This window comes from Thalassotalea coralli, from assembly GCF_055786205.1.
The window spans coordinates 1-19,874 of the sequence record NZ_JBVVBK010000007.1 but is presented as its reverse complement, the minus strand read 5'-3'; the positions used below and the strand labels follow the sequence as shown (position 1 = coordinate 19,874).

At 41.2% G+C, this 19,874-nt stretch carries 19 protein-coding genes; 15 read left to right on the top strand and 4 right to left on the bottom strand.

Annotated elements, in window-relative coordinates; all coding sequences use genetic code 11:
* Positions 1-184: 184 nt before the first annotated feature.
* From ACOB80_RS16720 to ACOB80_RS16655, 14 genes are all read left to right on the top strand, one after another.
* On the top strand, positions 185-709 hold the full coding sequence (locus ACOB80_RS16720) for a DUF4136 domain-containing protein (RefSeq protein WP_473167001.1): 525 nt from the start codon (positions 185-187) through the stop codon (positions 707-709).
* Between the two features lie 26 nt (positions 710-735).
* Entirely contained in the window at positions 736-1,674 is a 939-nt protein-coding gene (locus ACOB80_RS16715; RefSeq protein ID WP_473167000.1) for a hypothetical protein, read from the top strand.
* A gap of 273 nt (positions 1,675-1,947) precedes the next feature.
* Positions 1,948-3,456, top strand: coding sequence for an arylsulfatase (locus ACOB80_RS16710; RefSeq protein WP_473166999.1), 1,509 nt, complete (start codon positions 1,948-1,950; stop codon positions 3,454-3,456).
* A 74-nt stretch (positions 3,457-3,530) separates the two neighbouring features.
* Positions 3,531-5,231, top strand: coding sequence for an alkaline phosphatase family protein (locus ACOB80_RS16705; RefSeq protein WP_473166998.1), 1,701 nt, complete (start codon positions 3,531-3,533; stop codon positions 5,229-5,231).
* Positions 5,232-5,248: 17 nt separating this feature from the next.
* On the top strand, positions 5,249-6,097 hold the full coding sequence (locus ACOB80_RS16700; protein ID WP_473166997.1) for a formylglycine-generating enzyme family protein: 849 nt from the start codon (positions 5,249-5,251) through the stop codon (positions 6,095-6,097).
* Position 6,098: 1 nt separating this feature from the next.
* Positions 6,099-8,354 (top strand): tetratricopeptide repeat protein, encoded by a 2,256-nt coding sequence (locus tag ACOB80_RS16695; protein ID WP_473166996.1) that lies wholly within the window; start codon positions 6,099-6,101, stop codon positions 8,352-8,354.
* 19 nt (positions 8,355-8,373) lie between these two features.
* Entirely contained in the window at positions 8,374-9,345 is a 972-nt protein-coding gene (locus ACOB80_RS16690) for an AAA family ATPase (RefSeq protein WP_473167304.1), read from the top strand.
* An 11-nt stretch (positions 9,346-9,356) separates the two neighbouring features.
* Positions 9,357-10,274: a DUF58 domain-containing protein gene (locus tag ACOB80_RS16685; protein ID WP_473166995.1), complete on the top strand. Its 918-nt coding sequence runs from the start codon at positions 9,357-9,359 to the stop codon at positions 10,272-10,274.
* Position 10,275: 1 nt separating this feature from the next.
* Entirely contained in the window at positions 10,276-10,785 is a 510-nt protein-coding gene (locus tag ACOB80_RS16680) for a DUF4381 domain-containing protein (protein ID WP_473166994.1), read from the top strand.
* The gene (locus tag ACOB80_RS16675; RefSeq protein WP_473166993.1) at positions 10,778-11,773 is read left to right on the top strand and encodes a vWA domain-containing protein; all 996 of its coding nucleotides are present in this window, start codon (positions 10,778-10,780) and stop codon (positions 11,771-11,773) included. Before ACOB80_RS16680 ends, ACOB80_RS16675 begins: the two co-directional genes overlap by 8 nt.
* Positions 11,766-12,752, top strand: a complete 987-nt coding sequence (locus tag ACOB80_RS16670; protein ID WP_473166992.1) for a vWA domain-containing protein — start codon at positions 11,766-11,768, stop codon at positions 12,750-12,752. Before ACOB80_RS16675 ends, ACOB80_RS16670 begins: the two co-directional genes overlap by 8 nt.
* A 5-nt stretch (positions 12,753-12,757) precedes the next feature.
* Positions 12,758-13,483, top strand: coding sequence for a hypothetical protein (locus tag ACOB80_RS16665; protein WP_473166991.1), 726 nt, complete (start codon positions 12,758-12,760; stop codon positions 13,481-13,483).
* Positions 13,470-14,786, top strand: coding sequence for a hypothetical protein (locus tag ACOB80_RS16660; protein ID WP_473166990.1), 1,317 nt, complete (start codon positions 13,470-13,472; stop codon positions 14,784-14,786). The genes ACOB80_RS16665 and ACOB80_RS16660 overlap by 14 nt, the downstream gene beginning before the upstream one ends.
* 90 nt (positions 14,787-14,876) lie before the next feature.
* On the top strand, positions 14,877-15,440 hold the full coding sequence (locus tag ACOB80_RS16655; protein ID WP_473166989.1) for a hypothetical protein: 564 nt from the start codon (positions 14,877-14,879) through the stop codon (positions 15,438-15,440).
* A gap of 116 nt (positions 15,441-15,556) precedes the next feature.
* Here the strand turns inward: ACOB80_RS16655 and ACOB80_RS16650 are convergent, their stop codons facing one another.
* Genes ACOB80_RS16650 through yegS form a run of 4 tightly spaced genes read right to left on the bottom strand, consistent with a single transcriptional unit; the run spans position 15,557 to position 18,415 of the window.
* Positions 15,557-16,312 (bottom strand): hypothetical protein, encoded by a 756-nt coding sequence (locus ACOB80_RS16650; protein WP_473166988.1) that lies wholly within the window; start codon positions 16,310-16,312, stop codon positions 15,557-15,559.
* A gap of 9 nt (positions 16,313-16,321) precedes the next feature.
* Complete coding sequence (locus ACOB80_RS16645) at positions 16,322-17,263, bottom strand: HlyD family secretion protein (protein WP_473166987.1); 942 nt, start codon at positions 17,261-17,263, stop codon at positions 16,322-16,324.
* Entirely contained in the window at positions 17,260-17,517 is a 258-nt protein-coding gene (locus ACOB80_RS16640; RefSeq protein ID WP_473166986.1) for a DUF3302 domain-containing protein, read from the bottom strand. Before ACOB80_RS16640 ends, ACOB80_RS16645 begins: the two co-directional genes overlap by 4 nt.
* A 19-nt stretch (positions 17,518-17,536) precedes the next feature.
* Positions 17,537-18,415: a lipid kinase YegS gene (gene yegS / locus ACOB80_RS16635; protein ID WP_473166985.1), complete on the bottom strand. Its 879-nt coding sequence runs from the start codon at positions 18,413-18,415 to the stop codon at positions 17,537-17,539.
* 232 nt (positions 18,416-18,647) lie between these two features.
* Here yegS and ACOB80_RS16630 point away from each other — a divergent pair, with 232 nt between their 5' ends.
* Complete coding sequence (locus ACOB80_RS16630; RefSeq protein WP_473166984.1) at positions 18,648-19,634, top strand: hypothetical protein; 987 nt, start codon at positions 18,648-18,650, stop codon at positions 19,632-19,634.
* The last annotated feature ends 240 nt before the right edge of the window (positions 19,635-19,874 follow it).

Below are 19,874 nucleotides of genomic sequence, written 5' to 3'. Positions count from 1 at the left end.
CATTTAGACGAATCCAAAGGACAGCATTTATGATGCCTTTCTACTGCGTTATCACTTATTTAGGTGGAATAACCACATGACATAAGCTCTGTCTTGTATAAAACCATCATAAATTGCTGCAAAAATAGCCTCGAAAGATCAACACGCCCTAATGACTTGGATGATTAACAAAAAGGAAAGTCGAATGAGCATTGATAAAGTGTTGGCCGTCTTGTTTTTTAGTTTAATTTCTCTAGGTTGTAGCCATCAACAACATGCAGAGAGCTTTCAGCAAAATAGTTTCGATTTCAGTCAAGTCAGTCACTTTTATTTATTGCAAAATACTCAAGGTACCGTACTAAACCCTCATTTAAGCTATACCTTAGAGTCAGCTATACGCGAACAGTTAATTAGCAAAGGATTAAAAGCCAGCTCCCAACAAAGCGCAGATGTTTTAGTGGCATACTTCTTAACGACAGAAGAAAACAAAGCGTTAAAGCAACATATGGTTGGCTTTGACTATTATGGCGGCTTGTATGAAGACCCTGCTGTTAATGTAGATTGCATAAAAGGGAAGCTGCTCATACAGCTTATCGATAAACGTCAGAGAAAAGTTATTTGGCAAGCAGTGACAGAAGACAAGGTCGTCAAGCCTATCGATGAACAAGCGCAAATCGATTTGTTAAAAAGACACACGGAGCGGGTGTTATCAAAATTACCTAATTTTTAGAAACAGAATTTACTTAAAGGGTGTTTATGTCGACGACTCAAGAAAAACGCGGTTATTTATTGCCAATAGCATTAACGCTACTTGCTGGCTCTATTACCTATTTAGCCTTTCAAATACAGCAATTTATTCAACAACTACCTCAGATAGAGAAAACCCTTACCGCCTATGAGCCTCATATTCCCTCTATAGTAGAGGAAGTAGCGAAAGTAAGAGAAACCGTTCCCGGTTTAGTAGATGAAATAGCACGAGTGCGCACTGCCGTAGAAAATGTAGAGCAGCAAATCCCACAAATATTAGCGACCATAGATTCGACAACCCAAGTCGTAGACACTCAGCTTTCGGCAGCGCTACCGCTGATCCCGGAAATAGTTAAAACAACTAACAAAGCAAGCGATTCTATTAATAATGCCAGTAATGCCGTTAAAGGCCTAACACCTGAAATTCCCGCTCTTATAACAACAGTAAATAACACCACCAAACAGATAGGCAAAACCACCGAGCAAATAAACATGACCACTAATGCGATAGAGCCTGCGTTAGATCGAGCAGAATTAATAGTTGCTTCAGCTAAAGAAATTGGTGCAGAAACTGGTGAAGGTGCCGTTACAGGTTTTTTCAAAGGTATTTTGAAATCTCCCGTGACTATCATAGAAGGCATTGCTAGCCCAATAGTTAACGGCTTATCACCTGAGATTCAAAATCAACTCACGAAAGAAGATGCCATAGCTATGCAAGAAACGTTAGATAAGCTGTGGGCGTCTAATCAAAAAACAATAAGTGGAGAATGGCGCAACGCTAAAACAGGCAATTTCGGTACAATTAATTTAACCAACAGACGCACGATTGACAGTTTAATATGTTACGACTCACAAATGACCCTAAAAGTAAAAGCTAATCGTCGTGACAAAAAAACAAAAGTAAATACATTGTGTAGAACAACGCAAGGAAGCTATCAATTAAAATAAAAGTCCGTTGACAAGCTTACTGAGTGTGCTCAAAAGAACACTCAGCAAGCTCAGGTTTACATAGTTTTTCAAACTCAGCCCTCACACAACACTGATGTTACAAATCACACAATACCGTACAAAGAACACACAAACAAAAACACTCATACCACACGCAATTTCATAAACTTCTACTATAGTTAATTACGCACCTCGTAAAAGCGCTAAATAAATATTTTTAAACGAGATTTTGAAGTAACAACATTAAAAATAAACTGTGAAAGGAAGTGAAATATGTTTAACCATTCTAGTATGCGAAAAGCACTTGTTGCCGTCGGCTTAGCCGCAGTGGCTTGTGTAAGTTCTGCCACTGACAACCCAAACAAGCCAAACATTCTGGCTATTTGGGGGGATGATATTGGCACATACAATATTAGTGCATATAACCGTGGCATGATGGGCTATAAAACGCCAAATATTGATCGCATCGCAAATGAAGGGATTTTGTTTACCGACTCCTATGGTGATCAAAGCTGTACCGCAGGTCGTGCAGGATTTATTTTAGGCCAACATCCAATGAGAACAGGCTTAACTAAAGTAGGCTTACCTGGCGCCAAAGAAGGGATCAGCAAAAAAGACCCAACCATTGCTGAACTATTAAAACCTATGGGCTATATGACAGGCCAGTTTGGTAAAAACCACCTCGGTGATCAAGATGAACATTTACCCACTAACCACGGGTTTGACGAATTTTTCGGAAATTTATACCACTTAAACGCAGAAGATGAGCCTGAACATCCTGACTACCCTAAAGATCCAGCCTTTAAAAAGCGCTTTGGTCCTCGTGGTGTTATCAACTCTTTCGCGGATGGGCGAATTCAAGATACCGGCCCATTAACGAAAAAGCGTATGGAAACCATCGATGAAGAAGTATTAGCAAAAACAATGCAATTTATCGATAAAGCTCATGCAGCGAAAAAACCATTTTTCGTTTGGTTTAACACAACACGGATGCACATTTGGACGCGTTTAAAACCCGAATCTCAAGGCGTTACAGGTCAAGGCATCTACGCTGATGGCATGACTGAACACGATGGTCATGTTGGCCAGTTATTAGATAAATTAGATGACTTAGGCATAGCTGATAACACTATCGTGATGTACACCACAGATAACGGTGCAGAGTTAATGTTGTGGCCTGATGGCGGCTACACACAGTTTAGAGGTGAGAAAAACTCGAACTGGGAAGGTGGCTACCGCGTTCCTATGATGGTGAGATGGCCAGGTAAAATTAAACCAAACCAAGTGTCTAATGAAATCATCTCTACTCAAGACTGGATGCCAACACTTTTAGCCGCAGCTGGTGATAGTAAAGTAGCAGACAAGCTTAAAAAAGGTGCGAATATCGGTGGTACTAATTACAAGGTGCATTTAGATGGTTATAACTTTTTACCACACTTTTTAGATACTTCTAAACCAGGCCCTCGCACAAGCTTTATCTATGCGTCGGATACTGGCGATGTTGTCGCTATTCGTGACGGTGATTACAAAATGGTTTTCAAAGAACAGCGTGCTCACGGACTAGAAACATGGCAAAACCCATATTCAGTATTACGAGCTCCTAAGATATTCAATTTGCGTCAAGACCCATTTGAACGTATGGACCATGAATCAGAACAATATGGTAAATGGTATGCTGAGCATATGTTCTTAATTGCACCAGCTATGTATAAAGTGGCGGAATTTAAAGCAACATTTAAAGAGTTCCCACAGCGTCAAAAGCCTGGTTCATTCGTACCATAATAGCAACTTAATGAAATCAGCCTTCAACTGCCCACCCTAGTGGTGGGCATTTTACTGACAACGGAACAGCCATTATGACTTCTTTGAGATCAATTTTTATTGCCTACAGCTTTTTGTTGGTAAGTCAAAGTGCGCTTGCAGCAACACCTAAGCTTGTTCTGCAGATCACCGTTGACCAATTAAAAGCATCAATGCTATTCCAACAACATCAATCTAAATCAGAGCAAGGGTTTGAGAAGTTACTTACTCAAGGTGCCGTTTTTACCAATGCACACCACCAACATGCCAATACCGAAACAATTGTCGGGCACGTAACACTTGCTACAGGCGCTACTCCTTCAGTGCATGGCCTTGTTTCTAATGCATGGTTTGACAAACAAACCAATACAATTAGATACAATGTAGAAGACGCAAAATATCCACTGCTATCAGCGGATGCCGACGTGGATAAAAACACCGAAATAGACCCTAGTCAAAAAGCGGCGAGCGCCGATGGACGCTCACCTAGATCTATTGTCGTTAATACCATTGCCGATCAAATATCACTCGCTAACCAAGGAAAAAGCAAAGTGTTCTCTGTTTCAGTGAAAGACAGAGGTGCTATTTCTATGGCAGGTCACAGTGGTAAAGCCTTTTGGTTTTCAAAAGCGACAAAACAGTTTGTTACCAGTAGCTACTACTTCGATGCATACCCGAATTGGGTCAATGAGTGGAATAGCTTAAAAAAAGCCGATGAATATCAAAACACACAATGGCATCTCAGTGAGAAAAAAAGTCAATATCGCCATGGTCACCCCGATGACAATCACTGGGAGCTGGACTTAGCTGGCTATGGTAGAAAATTTCCTCATGATTTAGGTGATTCGAAGTATTTTAGTACGCTATTAACAGCGAGCCCTTTTGCTGATAAGTTAGTCGTAGACTTTGCTAAGTCCATGATTAAACAAGAGCAAATAGGGAAAGATAAGGTGACAGACTACCTTTCAGTGAGCTTATCTGCAACCGATTACATTGGGCATTTTTTTGGCCCTTCTAGCTTAGAAAGTGAAGAAAATCTAAAACAGCTTGATAGCACATTAATGGACTTACTTAACTATGTAGATCAAGAAGTTGGCTTAGACAAAACGCTTGTAGTTCTGTCTGCAGATCATGGTGCGCCAGACGCGCCAGACTATTTGGCAACGATGAACATTCCCGGAGCGAGTTTTGATACGCCAAATTGGGAAACCCTTCCTCAAATTGAAGCGCTAAAAAACAAGTATGGGATCAAAGATAAGCTATTTTCTTCTTTCATGTCCCCTTACCTATACCTTAACGAGCAATCAGTAGAAGCTGCTGATATTGATCGAAACTCTCTTAGTGACGAGATTGCCAAAGCCATAGAAAGTCTCGAGAGCATATTTACTGCTATTAGCAGCCACCATATCGAAAAAGGGACTATTGCCAATACACAAGTAAACCAGAAAGTTACCAATAATTACTATGCAGGCCGTTCTGGAGATATTCACGTGGTATTTAAACCACAAAACTTTATTAATAAATTCGGCAAAATAAGTGTTGCTTCGACTCATGGTTCACCATGGAATTACGACACTCACGTGCCATTAATATTTATGGGAAAAGATATACAACCGGGCAGATATTCTAAGCCTGTGGCCACAATAGATGTCGCACCCACTATTGCAGTACTAGCAAATGTCTCTCCACCGAATGGGGCAACCGGACAGTCACTAGCTAACAAGATGACTAAACTAAATATAAAGAAAGAGAAATAAGCAACTAAGGAAGTACCATGAAAACCATAATCAAAAAAGCACGCTTATTCATTCCTTTGTTATTAACAGTGACATCGTTAAATGTCATTGCAGAGCAACAATCTCAGCAGGCTGCTGAGAAAGAGGTAAAAGAGCAAAAAGCTGTCCCTCAATTAACTAAGAAAGAAATAGCAGAGTTACTCAACACTTTGGTGTGGGTTGAAGGTGGTAGCTTTCAAATGGGCTCGGATCACCCCGATGCGCGCAATCGAGAAAAGCCTGTACATAAAGTGTCTTTAGATGGTTTCTATATCCAAAAAACTGAAATGACCCAAGATATTTTTCAGAAAATTATGGGCTGGAATACCAGCTATTTCCCATGTGAAAAATGCCCGATAAATAACGTCAGTTGGATGGTCACTCAAGCTTTTATTGAAAAACTGAATAAAGTGACAGGGAAAACATTTCGTTTACCAACAGAAGCTGAATGGGAATATGCCGCCAAAGGAGGAAAATACCAAGAAGGTTTCCTATTTAGTGGCTCAAACAATATTGACGATGTTGCTTGGTATGCTGACAACAGTCAACGCAAATCTCAGCCTGTTGCTCAGAAAAAACCAAACGCCCTTGGCTTATACGATATGACCGGAAATATGTGGGAGATGTGTCAAGACGATATGAGCCGCAGCGCCTACAAAACGCACGAAGCACACAACCCTTTCTTTACTATTAATGCCAAAGTCAGTAAGACTGCGCTAAAAGTCATTCGCGGTGGCGGCTACGAATTCTCGCCTAAAGAATCTTATATTTTTATCCGAGATGGCGCGACCAGCAATGTGCGTATGCCAGATATTGGCTTTCGATTGGCAATGAGCAAGGATAAGTAGTATGTGGAATAAAATTTGTGTATTGACGACCCTATTGCTTATCGCCAACGTTAGCTTTGCAGGTAAAGTGGTCAATTCAAAAGAGGGTTATATTGGCAGTAAAAATTGTCAATCTTGTCATGCAAATGAATATAAAGAGTGGCAAGGTTCCCACCATCAGCTAGCCATGCAACACGCTTCTGACGAATACGTTTTAGGTGACTTTAACAATGTAACTTTTGTATTCAATGGCAAAGAGAATCGCTTTTACCGAAAAGACAAAGAGTTTTGGGTTTACATAGAAGAATCTCCTGGCGTATTTAAAGACTATCAAATCAAATTCACCTTTGGTTATAAGCCTCTGCAGCAATACATGGTGGAATTTGACGATGGCCGCGTGCAATTAATTCCATTTTCTTGGGACTCCCGCCCTAAAAACGAAGGAGGTCAACGTTGGTTTCACCTTTATCCAGAGCAAACCCAAACACACCAAGAATTTCACTGGCTGAATACGGGACAAAACTGGAACTATATGTGTGCTGATTGTCATTCAACCAATGTAAAAAAGAACTTTGATTTAAAAACAAATACCTACAGTACAAGTTACGATGAAATAACCGTTGGTTGTGAAGCATGTCATGGACCCGGTCAAAGCCACTTAGATTGGTTAGCTGACAAAAAAGATACCATTAGCCACGCTGGCTTTAATCGTTCTCTCATAAAACCTGTCAGCGAATGGCGCTTTGTTGAAGGCCACAAAACCTTACAACCGAGTGAAATCAAAGACAGTCAACAAACGCTCGTTTGTGCACAATGTCACAGTCGTCATGTACAAATTAGTGAAAATGATTACATAAAAGGCAATGCTTTCGGGGAGCGATACTTATTATCATTGATTAACAATGAACTCTATTACCCTGACGGTCAAATTTACGATGAAGACTATGTTTATGGCTCTTATTTGCAAAGTGTTATGGCACGCAAAGGTGTAGTTTGTAGCGACTGTCACAACCCTCACACAGCTGAGTTGAAAATGCCTAAAGAGCAAGTGTGCATGCAATGTCATGTTGCTAATGAATATGCGACACCTAAACATCATAACCATCCGCAAGATAGTGAAGGCGCACAGTGTGTTAATTGCCACATGCCTGAAACCACTTATATGCAAGTAGACGATAGAGCCGATCACGCTTGGCACATTCCTCGTCCTGACATAGCTCAGCAGCTTGGCACACCTGATACCTGTTTAAGTTGTCATGATGATAAAGATAGTGCTTGGAGCTTATCTAAAGTAAAAACTTGGTTCCCTGAGCGATTAAAAGATCAAGAGTTAGACTTTGCTCCGGTATTCGCCGCTATAGATCAAGGCTACCAGCAGGCTGCGCCGGCTCTTAGTCACATAGGCCAAAACAAACAACATGCTGACATTATTAGAGCCTCGGCCCTAGAACGTATGGCTCCCGTCATCAACCAAAATACGCTGATTGCAATTGCTCGCGGTGTGAAAAGTGACAATGAGTTTATCAACTTAGGTGCTATTCGTGGTGCTCAAGGCCTAAAATCTAAAGAACGCTGGCAAATGCTAGAGCGATTATTGGAAGATGAGGTTTTAGCGACACGTATCGAAGCAGCAGGCGCCCTTATACCTCTATGGCAAGAGCTTTCTACTAAGCAAATTGAAAAGCTTATGCCTGCCTATGAAGAATATATGCAGGTACAATCTTTTAATGCAGACCGTGGGTTTTCCCATACTAATCAAGGAAATGCCTACGTTCATCAGGGCGATTTCGTTGCAGCTGAAAAAGCATATTTAGAAGCCATTCGTATTGAACCTCATTTTGTAAATAGCTATTTAAACCTTGCTGATCTTCACCGCCGTTTAGGCAAAAACCAGCAAGCAATAGCAGTATTAAAACAAGCTGAAGCCACCATTCCTGATTCAGGCCAAATATCCCACAGCCTAGGGCTCGCTTACGTACGCTTAAAACAAACAGATAAAGCGCAAGAGTATTTAAAAAAGGCGGTTGCTCAGGCACCAGATAACCCGCAATACCAATATGTTTTGGGTATAAGTTTGATTGATTCAGACTTTGGTGGTGCTCAAAAAGCGATGTTTAGTGCTTACCAATTAAGTAACAACCCGCAGTACTTATACGCTCTTTGTGATATGCAATTAAGTAAGAAACACCCGAGTGCTGAAACTTGTTTAAACCAATTAGGACAATTAGTTCCTGCACAAGTTATTGAACAGCTAAAAGCTAAATATAGAAATAATTGATCTACTGATTGAGGAATCGATTGTGAATGAATGTTATACCCAAATCCAACAGCTAAAACAGCAAATGCAAAGCTCAGTGATTGGTCAATCACACGTTGTTGATGCGCTGTTAGTAGCACTTCTGACTAACGGCAATGTTCTTTTAGAGGGCTTACCTGGCACGGCTAAAACACGTTCGATTAAAGCTTTATCTAAGTGCTTAACAGTAAGCTTAGGTCGTGTTCAATTTACACCAGATCTACTGCCTTCTGATGTTACGGGTACTGAGGTCTACCAAGAGGTGGATGGCACACCAACATTAACTTTTCAGCCGGGGCCTGTGTTTAACAACTTATTGCTAGCCGATGAAATTAACCGTTCACCGGCAAAGGTACAAGCAGCCTTGCTTGAAGCCATGGAAGAAAGACAAATTACCGTTGCGGGTAAAACTCACAAATTGCCTAAACTGTTTATGGTGTTAGCAACCCAAAACCCGATAGAGCAAGAAGGTACCTACCCTCTGCCTGAAGCACAAATGGATAGATTTATTATGAAAATAAATCTCGACTATCCAGACGACGACAGTGAGAAACAAATCATCCAGTTAGTTCGCTCAGAGGAATTAGGCGAGGAGCAGGAAAAAATCAGCATTGATCCAGAACATATATTTACTGCGCGACAAGAAATTAACAAAGTCACTGTCAGTGACGCTGTCATTGACTATATGGTGGCTATTATTATGGCGACGCGCCAGCCACAACGCTTTTCGGATTCGCCACTCGCAAGTTGGCTAAATGTAGGTTCAAGCCCTCGTGCCAGTATTGCACTTGATAAAGCTTCTCGCGCCCATGCTTGGCTATCAGGCAAAGACTATGTTGATCCTGACAACGTAAGAGCCATTGTTCATAACGTACTGCGCCATCGTTTAATTCTAAGCTACGACGCGATGGCTGAAGGCGTAACAACCGATCAAGTAATCGATGAAATTCTTGCGCAAGTTTTAACAGCATAAGGGCAATCACTGTGTCGGCATCAGCAAAAATATACACTGAGTTAACGGATTTACAGCGGCTGCGCTTTTCCGCTCATGGCTATTCGTTTACTGCTGCTCAACCGGTAAATAGCATTTTAGCAGGCAACAATGTGTCGAAGCTTAGAGGCCGTGGGCTGAATTTTGAAGAACTACGCCATTATCGTCCAGGTGATGATATCAGAGCCATGGACTGGAAGGTTACCAGACGTACCGGAAAGCCACATATTAAGGTCTACACAGAAGAGCGCGAACGAAATATTTATTTATTGGTGGATCAACGTCAGTCTATGTTTTTTGGTAGCCAAGATACCATGAAATCTGTCATGGCTGCGGAGGTCGCAGCGCTTATCGCTTGGACCATTAGCGAAACTGGTGACCGATTAGGCGCACTGGTTTTCAATGACCAAACTGTCAATGCAGTAACACCAAGGCGCGGCAAACCTCATGTGCTACACGTTCTAAATACTATAGTAAGTTATAACCACGCGCTTGCAGCTCGCTATCAAGAGAATGATGCCAGTAGCTCAATTAATGAGCCGCTCATTCGAGTTAATCAACTCTCTCATCACAACGGCTTAGTTATTATTATTACCGATGGCATCGGCTGGACAGAGCAAAGTACAACACTGATTAAAAATTTGCGCAGACACAATGAAGTCATCGCTTGCCATATCTACGATCCCCTCGAAATAAATCTACCGCATATGGAAAATATGGTGGTTTCCGACGGGGAAAAGCAAATTCAGTTCTCTTCTAAAGATCAAAAAGTACGTAACGAGTTTGCCACTCATCGAGACGAAAAATTGAGTGCTTTTACACAAATGGCAAAAAAATATCGCATCCCCGTTTTGCCATTTTCAACAGACAAAGCGTCTGACAAACAGCTTAGAAAAATGTTAGGTGGTTAAGATGTCTGCACCCTTTGACAAACCGTGGGGAAATTACCTACTCGAAAAAATAGTTGAAGTGAGCTCGCCCGATGCTATCAGTTGGCTGCCAGGCACATGGGGCTGGATACTCGTTGCCGTATACCTACTTTATCGATTAGCCCATTATGGCTATTGGCATTACCGCCGTTATCAGCACAATATTTACCGTCGCCAAGCTTTAGCATGGCTAGCTGAAAACGACGAGTTTCTATCATCGACAGACAGCTCAATGGTTAATCAATTGCCAGTTTTACTGCGTAAGGTCGCCAGTACGCCATTTTCGCGTAAAGAAATTAGCCAGCTTAGCGGTACAGAGTGGGAAACCTTTCTCGACAGCCAGTGCCCAAATAGTCAGTTTGCAAGCCAATGCCCTGCACTATTAGAACAAATAGCTTATCAACCTAATAAAGCAATAAGTGCAGAAGCATTAGCAACGGTAAAACAGCAAGTTCGCCACTGGATTGTTAACCACAGGGGGCTTTATGATTGAGTTTTCATACCCATGGATGGCGGTCTTATTGGTGCTGCCATTTATCGTAAATTGGTTAGCACCGGTTTATAAAGAGAAAAAGTCAGCGGTTCAAGTTCCTTTTTTTAAACGCCTAGTTAGCGCTAGTGGAGAAAAGCCTCAGTCTGGAGCCGTCATTTTAACACGCAAGTTCTTTCAAAAATTTATGGTCGCGTTCGCGTGGATTTGTATTGTAGCAGCACTCGCACAACCTCAACATGTAGGAAAGCCGATAAAGGTTGAAAAAACGGCGAGAGATCTAATGATTGCGGTTGATTTGTCAGGCTCAATGTCGGTGCAGGACTTTACCGATACCAGTGGCCAAACGGTAGACCGCCTAACGGCAGTAAAACAGGTACTTGCCGAGTTTGCCAGCCAACGTCAGTCAGATCGCTTAGGCCTTATTCTTTTTGGTGATGCTCCTTATTTACAAGCTCCCTTTACCGATGACATCGACACTTGGTTGTCATTATTAGATGAGAGTCAAATAGGTATGGCAGGGCAAAGCACAGCCTTTGGTGACGCCATTGGTTTGTCCATTAGCGTCTTTAATAATTCGTCGACTGATAACCGAGTCCTTATTGTGTTAACCGACGGTAATGACACCGCTTCAAAAGTACCGCCTGTAGAGGCGGCTAAAATTGCTCAGCAGCACGACATTAAGATTTACTCAATTGCGATTGGCAATCCAGAAGCGGTTGGCGAAGAAAAAGTCGATATTGAAGTATTAGCTGAAATCGCCAAATTAACGGGCGGTGGTCACTATCAGGCATTAAATAGAACTGAACTTATTGAGGTGTATAAAGCCATTAATGCATTAGAGCCTGAACTATTCGATAGCCAATCCTATCGACCTAAAACCAGTCTACACCATGTTCCCCTAATACTATTTGCGCTATTGTACCTAGCGTCGTTAGTGATTGTATCACTGACGTTTAAAGTACCAGCCAAGGAGACTGCTCATGAGTAATAGCTGGCAGTCGTTGCTCGACTTTATTTACCAATTGCAGTATTTCCATTTTATTCGTCCTTATTGGCTGTTACTCCTCATTCCTTTTTTCTGGGTGTTACGCCGTTTTGCCCAACGCGATGATAGTCTTGGCCAATGGCGCAGCATTATTAACCCTGAAATAGTCGAGCATATTACGATTAAAGGTAATAGCGAAAGTTTAGTTTCGCCTAGAAGAGTGTCCTATTTGCTCGCGGTGTTGGTGACATTGGTATTAGCAGGCCCTAGCTGGCAACAAAAACCATCACCATTTGCTGAAGATAAAGCGGCGGTTATTATCGCATTAGATTTATCAGACACTATGCAGCAAAGTGATTTGCAACCAAACAGGTTGCTGCGTGCTAAACAAAAAATTATCGAACTACTTAGACTTAGAGGCGATGCCAATACCGCACTTATTGCCTTTGCCGGCAGCGCTCATGTTGTTATGCCGATTACTAATGATCAGGATATGATCACCCACTTTCTCAATGCTTTAGAAACAAAAATGATGCCAGTGTCAGGTAAACGCCCAGAACAGATTTTACCACTAGCAGACGCACTATTTAGCACAACTAATGTGCCTGGAACTCTAGTTCTTATTGGTGACGGCGCAAGCCAAACAGCTGCCGAGGCATTTAAGCAATACTTCACTGACAAACCACATCGCCTCATCGTTTACGGCATTGGTGATGCCACACGATCTGGCAGCGATGACAGTAATTTGATACCACTGCAAAGCGCTCAGTTAGAACAGCTATCCTCCAGTGCGTCTGGGCGCTACATAACGCTAGCTTTTGACAACTCAGACGTAAAAACGATTAACCGTTGGCTTAATAGCCGTATTGTTATTGTTGATGATGAGGCGTCTCCGTGGTTTGATTCGGGTTATCCATTGGTTGTGGTGATCGCAATTGCGTATTTGTTGTGGTTTAGATCAGGTTGGACGCTGCAATGGTGATCACAATGACAACTTCATGGTTTTCTCGATGCCAACAATGGCTAAAATCTCTTGGCATTAACAAGCAAAAAATAGCGACAGTTGTGCTGTTCTTGATGGCAACATATACCTATTTTAACCCCAAAAAAATGGCTGATGTTTGGTTAACCCCAGATCAGCAAGGCTATGTTTTATTTTCTTTGCAAAAGTATGGACTTGCCGCAACAAGCTTTCGCGATGCAAAGTGGCAAGCATTTAGCTACTACGGTGCCGAAAGCTTTGATGCAGCGGCAAGTATTTATGACCAATTTAGTGATAAAGAAAGTCAACTCGCTCGCGCTAATGCACTCGCTCATGCAAGACGCTATGTTCAAGCCAAGCAAGTTTACCAAGCCATTTTGTTAAAACATCCTGACTATCAAGCAGCACAAAACAATTTAGCAATTGTGCAAGGTATTATTGATGAAGTTAATCGCATGTCTGAAAGCCAAAAAGCAGAACAAGGCGACTCTACTAAAGAGTTAGGTGATGAACCGCAAACAGGGGATGGGGCCGATAAATTTGAAGCTCGCCCTGTAGAAGTGGAACAGCTGACAGCAGAACAATTAATGTCTAACCCTGAGATTACCGAATTGTGGTTAAAACAAGTACAAAAGGATCCTGCTTTATTCTTATCTCAGAAATTTTATATGCAGCAAGCAAATGCGACTCAATCGAACCAAAAGGAGGAGCAAAATAATGAGAATAACTAACCTCTTGTTACTATTTGTTTTTGTATTTGCTGCACCACAGTTTGCTCATGCGCAGACGTTAGCGCAATTGATTGCAGAAAACAAAGCGTCTTTAAATATCCGCGTAAATAAAGAATCATTTATTGCTCGCCAACCCGTTACATTGTCTATCGAGATTGCGACTAATCGCTGGTTTACCAAGGGCTCTGATATAGAGTCATTAGAGCTATTCAATGCCGTTATTCTGCCAATGGAAGAACTCGCCATTAATGGTACTAAACGGGTGGCAAATGAAACCTGGTCAACACAGACTAGAGAAATTACCTTTTACCCTATGGAGCCTGGAATTTATCAGATACCCGCTATTGCAGTTACTTTTTCTGTTAGCAGCGAAACAGGCGAATCAGTAACAGGTACTATTGAAACAGCACCTTTTGACATAACAGTTTATGAACCAGACGCTCTTGCAGATATCAGCGATTATGTAGTAACACCTGATCTCTCACTTTCTATTGACGGCGTATTTGATTCTGAAAACTCCTACGCACGCGGGGAAGCCGTCACCATTAGTTACCAACTCAAGGGAACTCAAGTGCCAGCCATGTTGTTACCTGATATAGACACCCCAGAACTTAACGGTATCAGTATTTACAGGGAACCAATAAAAGTTAATGAAAGCCGCAATAGAGGTGAGTTAACCAGCGAAAAAACAATTACCTTCACCTACATCTTTGAAAATGCAGGAACATATACGTTAGAAGAACAAAAAATATATTGGTGGAACAGTGAAACAGATATGTTGGAAACCATCACTATCGACAAAAGTGAATGGGTTGTCGACACGCGAGTGAAAGAAAATACGCAAGTAGATCCGGCATCTTCGCTATTGCCTAATATTTCGCTAAAGGGTTTAGCGAAATTGATTTTATTTTTAACTTTAGCCTTGTTAGTACTTTATTGTGTCATTAAATACAGAAAAGCCTTCACTAAATTGTGGCGGACAGCAACCAAAGCAGAACAACGGCAACTAAAAGTGAGCTATATAAATGCGGTTAAAGAATCTAACTTCTCTCGCGCATATAGTTTGCTGGTGCAATATCTCAATAAATACAGCCAATTAAAAACAGACGAAAGTGTAAGGGGCTTTATTGAGGAAAATGCACCAGAATACATAGATACGGCTGAAGACTTATCACGTACTGTTTTTGATGAGGCTAACGCTTCTGTCGATAAAAATAAACTTATCGCCTTGATTGATATCCAGTTAAATACTCAACAAGCGCATATTGCCTTGAAAAAGGCGGTGATAAAGCTAAACCAGTAGAACAATTAAATAACAACAGATGGAGTTAATAATTGCATCAGGTTGTCATACGTAGAATAATAGAAACTCAGTCACGGAATCGAATTTATTATGAAAACTATCAATAAATTAGTTTGTTTAACCTCCGCAATTTTTTTATCTGCATGCGCAAAGAATCAAGTGCCTACAGCACCCAACCCTAATGCCAATATCGCGCAAAAGGTAGCTTCTCCTTGTCGTATCATCGATGCCCTTATCTCTGAGTATGATAATAACTTTACTCAACTACGCAGTAGCCAAACACCCACTAAAACCCGAATAGGGCAAGTTTGGAAAGCGAAGTATCATATGGTTGGCGAGAGCTGCCAAGTATGGGCACAAGGAAACGATCAGTATACCTATACTTGTCGCACTGAGATGAGCAACCAAACAGAAGCGCTTGAATACTTTAACCAAGCTAAATCTGCGACTGCATCTTGTTTATCGGATAATTGGCAACTTAGCGAAGAAGATCGCTTAAAAGATGAAGGTAAAAAGATTGAATTCTCGAGAACTGGCACAGATCTGGTTTTTTCTTCGCATATAGTGCCAGATCGCAAGAAAAAGAAAGATAAAGAGCAACCGTGGAAGGTGTTTTATTACATAGGTAGCTTTAAGCAAAAGCCAGCTCATTAATCTCGCTAAACCTTTCGTTTGGCAATATTTATTTGGCCTTGAACAATCCTAAAAAAGTGTGCGCTTATGCACACTTTTTTAATGTAATCGTTAAAAGCTAAATCAACAAAATACCGCTAAAAGTGATACCTAAAACTCAGCACCGGCCCATGGGTACTGGTGTCGTAAAGAAAAGTTCCAACTCCCTGTTTAGTTGAAGACCTGTAATCAACCCAGGTAGATTTATAGGCAAAAGTTAGCGCCATCTCTTTATTAAATTTATACACGCCACCAATATGGGCGTTTGCGGTAAAGTCGGCTTCCAAACCAAAACCTCCCACATCTCCTTTAACGAAATAGCCCCAATGCCTATTAATTTCTCGTTGCCATCTCATACCTAAATAGACATCGATCCAATCTTCTGCGACATCTAATTGAAGCGATCCTGGCAATAGTCCTCCAGATAGTAGCCCTTCGATGTCATTATCCCACCAACGAATACCCAATAAGTAATCTAAACTACCGCCATCAAAAGTATTTCTATACATGCCTGTAATATCAAAAACTGCCTGACGTACTTTTAATTCAGCTATTCCGCCTAAAGGTGAATCAATATCATCTCTAAGATCCATAAAGCCATAATCAAGTTGGTAGCCAAAGCCTGAACGATGAATTGATTCAAAATGAATCATCGCACCAATTTTTAACACCTCTAGAATATCACCAAAGTCAACATCAACATCTACGCCACTGGCTCGTCCTACGGTGGCATCCCCTTCTATCGAGGTAAATTGAATATAGGGCTCAATTGTATGCTGCCATTCGTCTTCGGCATGAGCCTGCTCTATACAAAAAAAAACGACGCAAGGTAATATCCATTTCAATGATTCCATCATTCTCTCCTAAACTGGCTTAATATAATTCATAAAGGCGTCCATTCGAATCATCACTTTTCTAATGATGTGAGTTGGTGCACCTTTGTCAGTATAAATAGCCGCACTTGCTACAGCCCCAGCTGGCAAACTATTCATCAAAGCTTCATCTTGTAATCTAAGTTTCACCACGAAAGGCTGGGCAACAACTTGGCGTGCATGAATCATGTCGCCACTGGCTTTCATCTGTCCAGCCGCGTTTGCGCGAACAAGCTGCACCACTTGTGCCGGATAAACCACACCGGGAAAAAGCTTAAAAGTTAGTTCTGCGCTTTGCCCTACCTCTAGAAAACGTAGGTAAGATTGTGGAATTTGCACGGCGATGAGTCGTTCGCTATTTTCAACAAAAGCCATGGCTTGAGCAATCGGAAAAGACGCTACACGCGTACCAGTTCTTAGCGCTAAATTAGTGACAAAACCATCTGCTGGTGCTCTTACGTCTGTCTGTGCAAGATTAAACTTCGCAGATTTTACACCTGCCTCAAACTGCGCAACCTGAGCTTGATAACGCTGAACACTCGACTCGCTTCCAGCTCCTGTTTTAAACAAGGTTTCAGCGTCGGCCAATCGCACTTTTGCTAAAGCTAGCTGCGCTTGTACCTGCTCTAACGCCGCTTCAAAAGGTTCAGGCTCTATTTTAAACAGCAAGTCTCCCTTTTTTAAATCAACGTTCGGCTTAGCAGCAACTTCGATAACTTGCCCGCTAACATTAGGCACAATCGGTACTGAATATTGCACCACCATGGCGCTGCCGCTTGGCGCCCAAAATTGCATGGGAATAAACAAGCCAATGAATAACACCAGCACCCAAACGATAGGAGAAATCTTCCACCATAAATTCATTTTAATCACATTCGCTTTAGCAAGAATAACTAACAGGACGATGTAGATTAATGTCAGAAAAACAATCATGACTCACCTTCTTGTGCATCTGGCTCTGGTGACGTTTCTGGCTCTTTATAGTAGGCCCAAATAACAACTAACGGCCAAAAAATCCCCCCAGCAATTAATGTCACCCAGCTTCCTACTTGAATAGCTTCAGCTTGTGCATGGCCTCTTTGTTTAGCTACTTTACCCGGCCACATGGCCAAATACACAAATACGCCTATTCCAGTACAGGCGATGGTAATGAGTATGATTAACGCGAATATATCAATACCAGTCATCAAATCCTCCATTTGAACACTAAAAAACGAGTTGAATACATTTAGGTAAAACCGAAAATGTAAGCCGTTTTTTATGAATAGGTTCACCATCTAAATTGCAGTGCAATTTCTTATCAAAGCGCAATTCAAAGCTTTCCAGTTGTCGATAGAATAATAATTCATTATCAGGGTTCATTGGGTCTTCCAGCTCTCTAGCAAGCTGTGCAGGCCTTAATCCTTGTCCTGAAACAAGAAAAACTACATCAAGCTTTCCATCATCAAGCTCGGCGAGCGGGCAAACCTCAAACCCGCCTCCAGCAAATTTATTATTACCTACCGCCATCATCAGCATTTCACCATGGTGGACTTCGTCACCTATAGTCAAACTGCCGGTATACGGGGTCAAATTCATGGTTTTAAATAACCCCATTAAGGTATACGCAGTGCCACCTAATATTCGTTTTAAATCAGCGGGTGTCGTCGCAGTGATTTCAGCACCGAAGCCCCCACTAGCAACATTAATGAAATAACTGTTATTTACCTTACCCACATCAACTAGCTTACTTTCTCGCGTACAGGCGATGCGTAAACACTCAGTTAGGTTCTCAGCAGGTAATTGGCAGCCCCGAACAAAATCATTTGCCGTTCCCAAAGGCACAACGCCAAGTTCAATGTTGGGCGATTCTTGAAAAATCTCCATCAAGGAAGTTAATACGCCGTTAATCGTGCCGTCGCCGCCACCGGCTATTAATCTGGTGGCACCACAATCTAACGCATACTTTACCATCAGAGACTTTTCCGCTTTGTTCCAAGGGACCAATACACGTAAGTCATGCCCTTCTTTTTGAATAGTTTTTATCGCTTCTTTTACATCTGGTCTATTCGCGGATTTTCTGTGTAATATGAGAAAACTTTTCACCTAGCTCATCCATTTTTTTGTTATAGAACAATGAATACAGTTTGTTTTCAGTGTAGTTCAAACTTTGCTTTTTGCTGTAAATAAATGACCCATTGACCAATAAATAGTATTAGCTAGAGTAATATATTGAGCAGAAAACTATGTGTATAAAAGAAAGCAGTAAGTGTGTTAAGTTTTATTCAATATAAAAGCCATTTTTTTAAACGAAATGTCATTCAATTAGATAAATAAAATGAAAAATTTTATTAGCAATTCAGCCTTGTTATTTTTGTTGCTCTCTAGCGTTTCTAAGGGACAAGAGCAACAAAGCCAAGATAAGAAAAAACCTTCTGTTATTGCTGAAGGTGCAGATGCACTTAATAAACAAGTCATAGACAATATCTCTGATCAAGTAGAAAACACTGCGCTTAGAGATAATATCAATACCATGATGCAAAATACCGCAGATTGGATAGATGGTTTAGTTACCGATGAACCTGACCCGCAAGATGCTTCTGCATCGGGGTATTTTCAGCTAGGGTGGTTACCTCGTTCTTCCGATTGGCGTGAATTAGACGCTAAGTTAAAAGTGCAGTTTTATTTGCCTAACTGGGAGAATAAATTGGCGCTTGTTTTAGAAAATGACAACGAAGAAGAAGTGGATTTAGATTACGAAGCAGGCTCTTTTGTCCAAGACAATTCTAATAATCTCAATATCGCATTGCAAAACTATCGAAAAATACACGATGATTTGAACATTCGAAATCGAGTAGGTTTTTCGAGAGGACAACTGTATTTGCGCTCTGAAATGAAAAAGTCTTGGTTCTTCGAAAAGTCGACAGTTTCCCTTACACCAAGAATCGGTTATTACAGTAGCGACGGTTGGGCGCCGAGTATCAAAGCAAGTTGGTTGCGTAACTATTCAGAAAAAAACAAAATATCTGTTTCTGCGTCGGTTCAAAAAGTACAATCTGAAGAATATTCTCGCCTGAAGTTTGGTGTTTATCACATTCATACCTCAAGCGCTAAAACCTTATTCGTTTCTGGCGCTCAATATAATCGCGATAAAGAAGGCTTTAACAATTACCTTGTTAGTTTTCGACTTAGGCAACAACTTAATCAAAAATGGGCCTATGTTGAACTCGAGCCTTTTGTCGAATTTGAAGAAAGGCTCGACTATCACAGAGAAATAGGCATAGCTTTGAATTTTATTGGCTATTACGGTGGTAAAGTTAACTAGGGCGTGTTGATCCTTCATGGTTAAATTTTGTTCGAATTAAATGCGTTTTTATCGCGGCACTTGTGATACGCATCGTTATTCTACGCACAGAGCAAGTAACAATGAGAAAAGTGCATTTAAACGAATCCAAAGGACAGCATTTATCATGCCTTTCTACTGCGTTATCGCTTATTTATGTGGAATAACCACACGGCATAAGCTCTGTCTTGTATAAAAACATGATAAATTGCTGCAAAAATA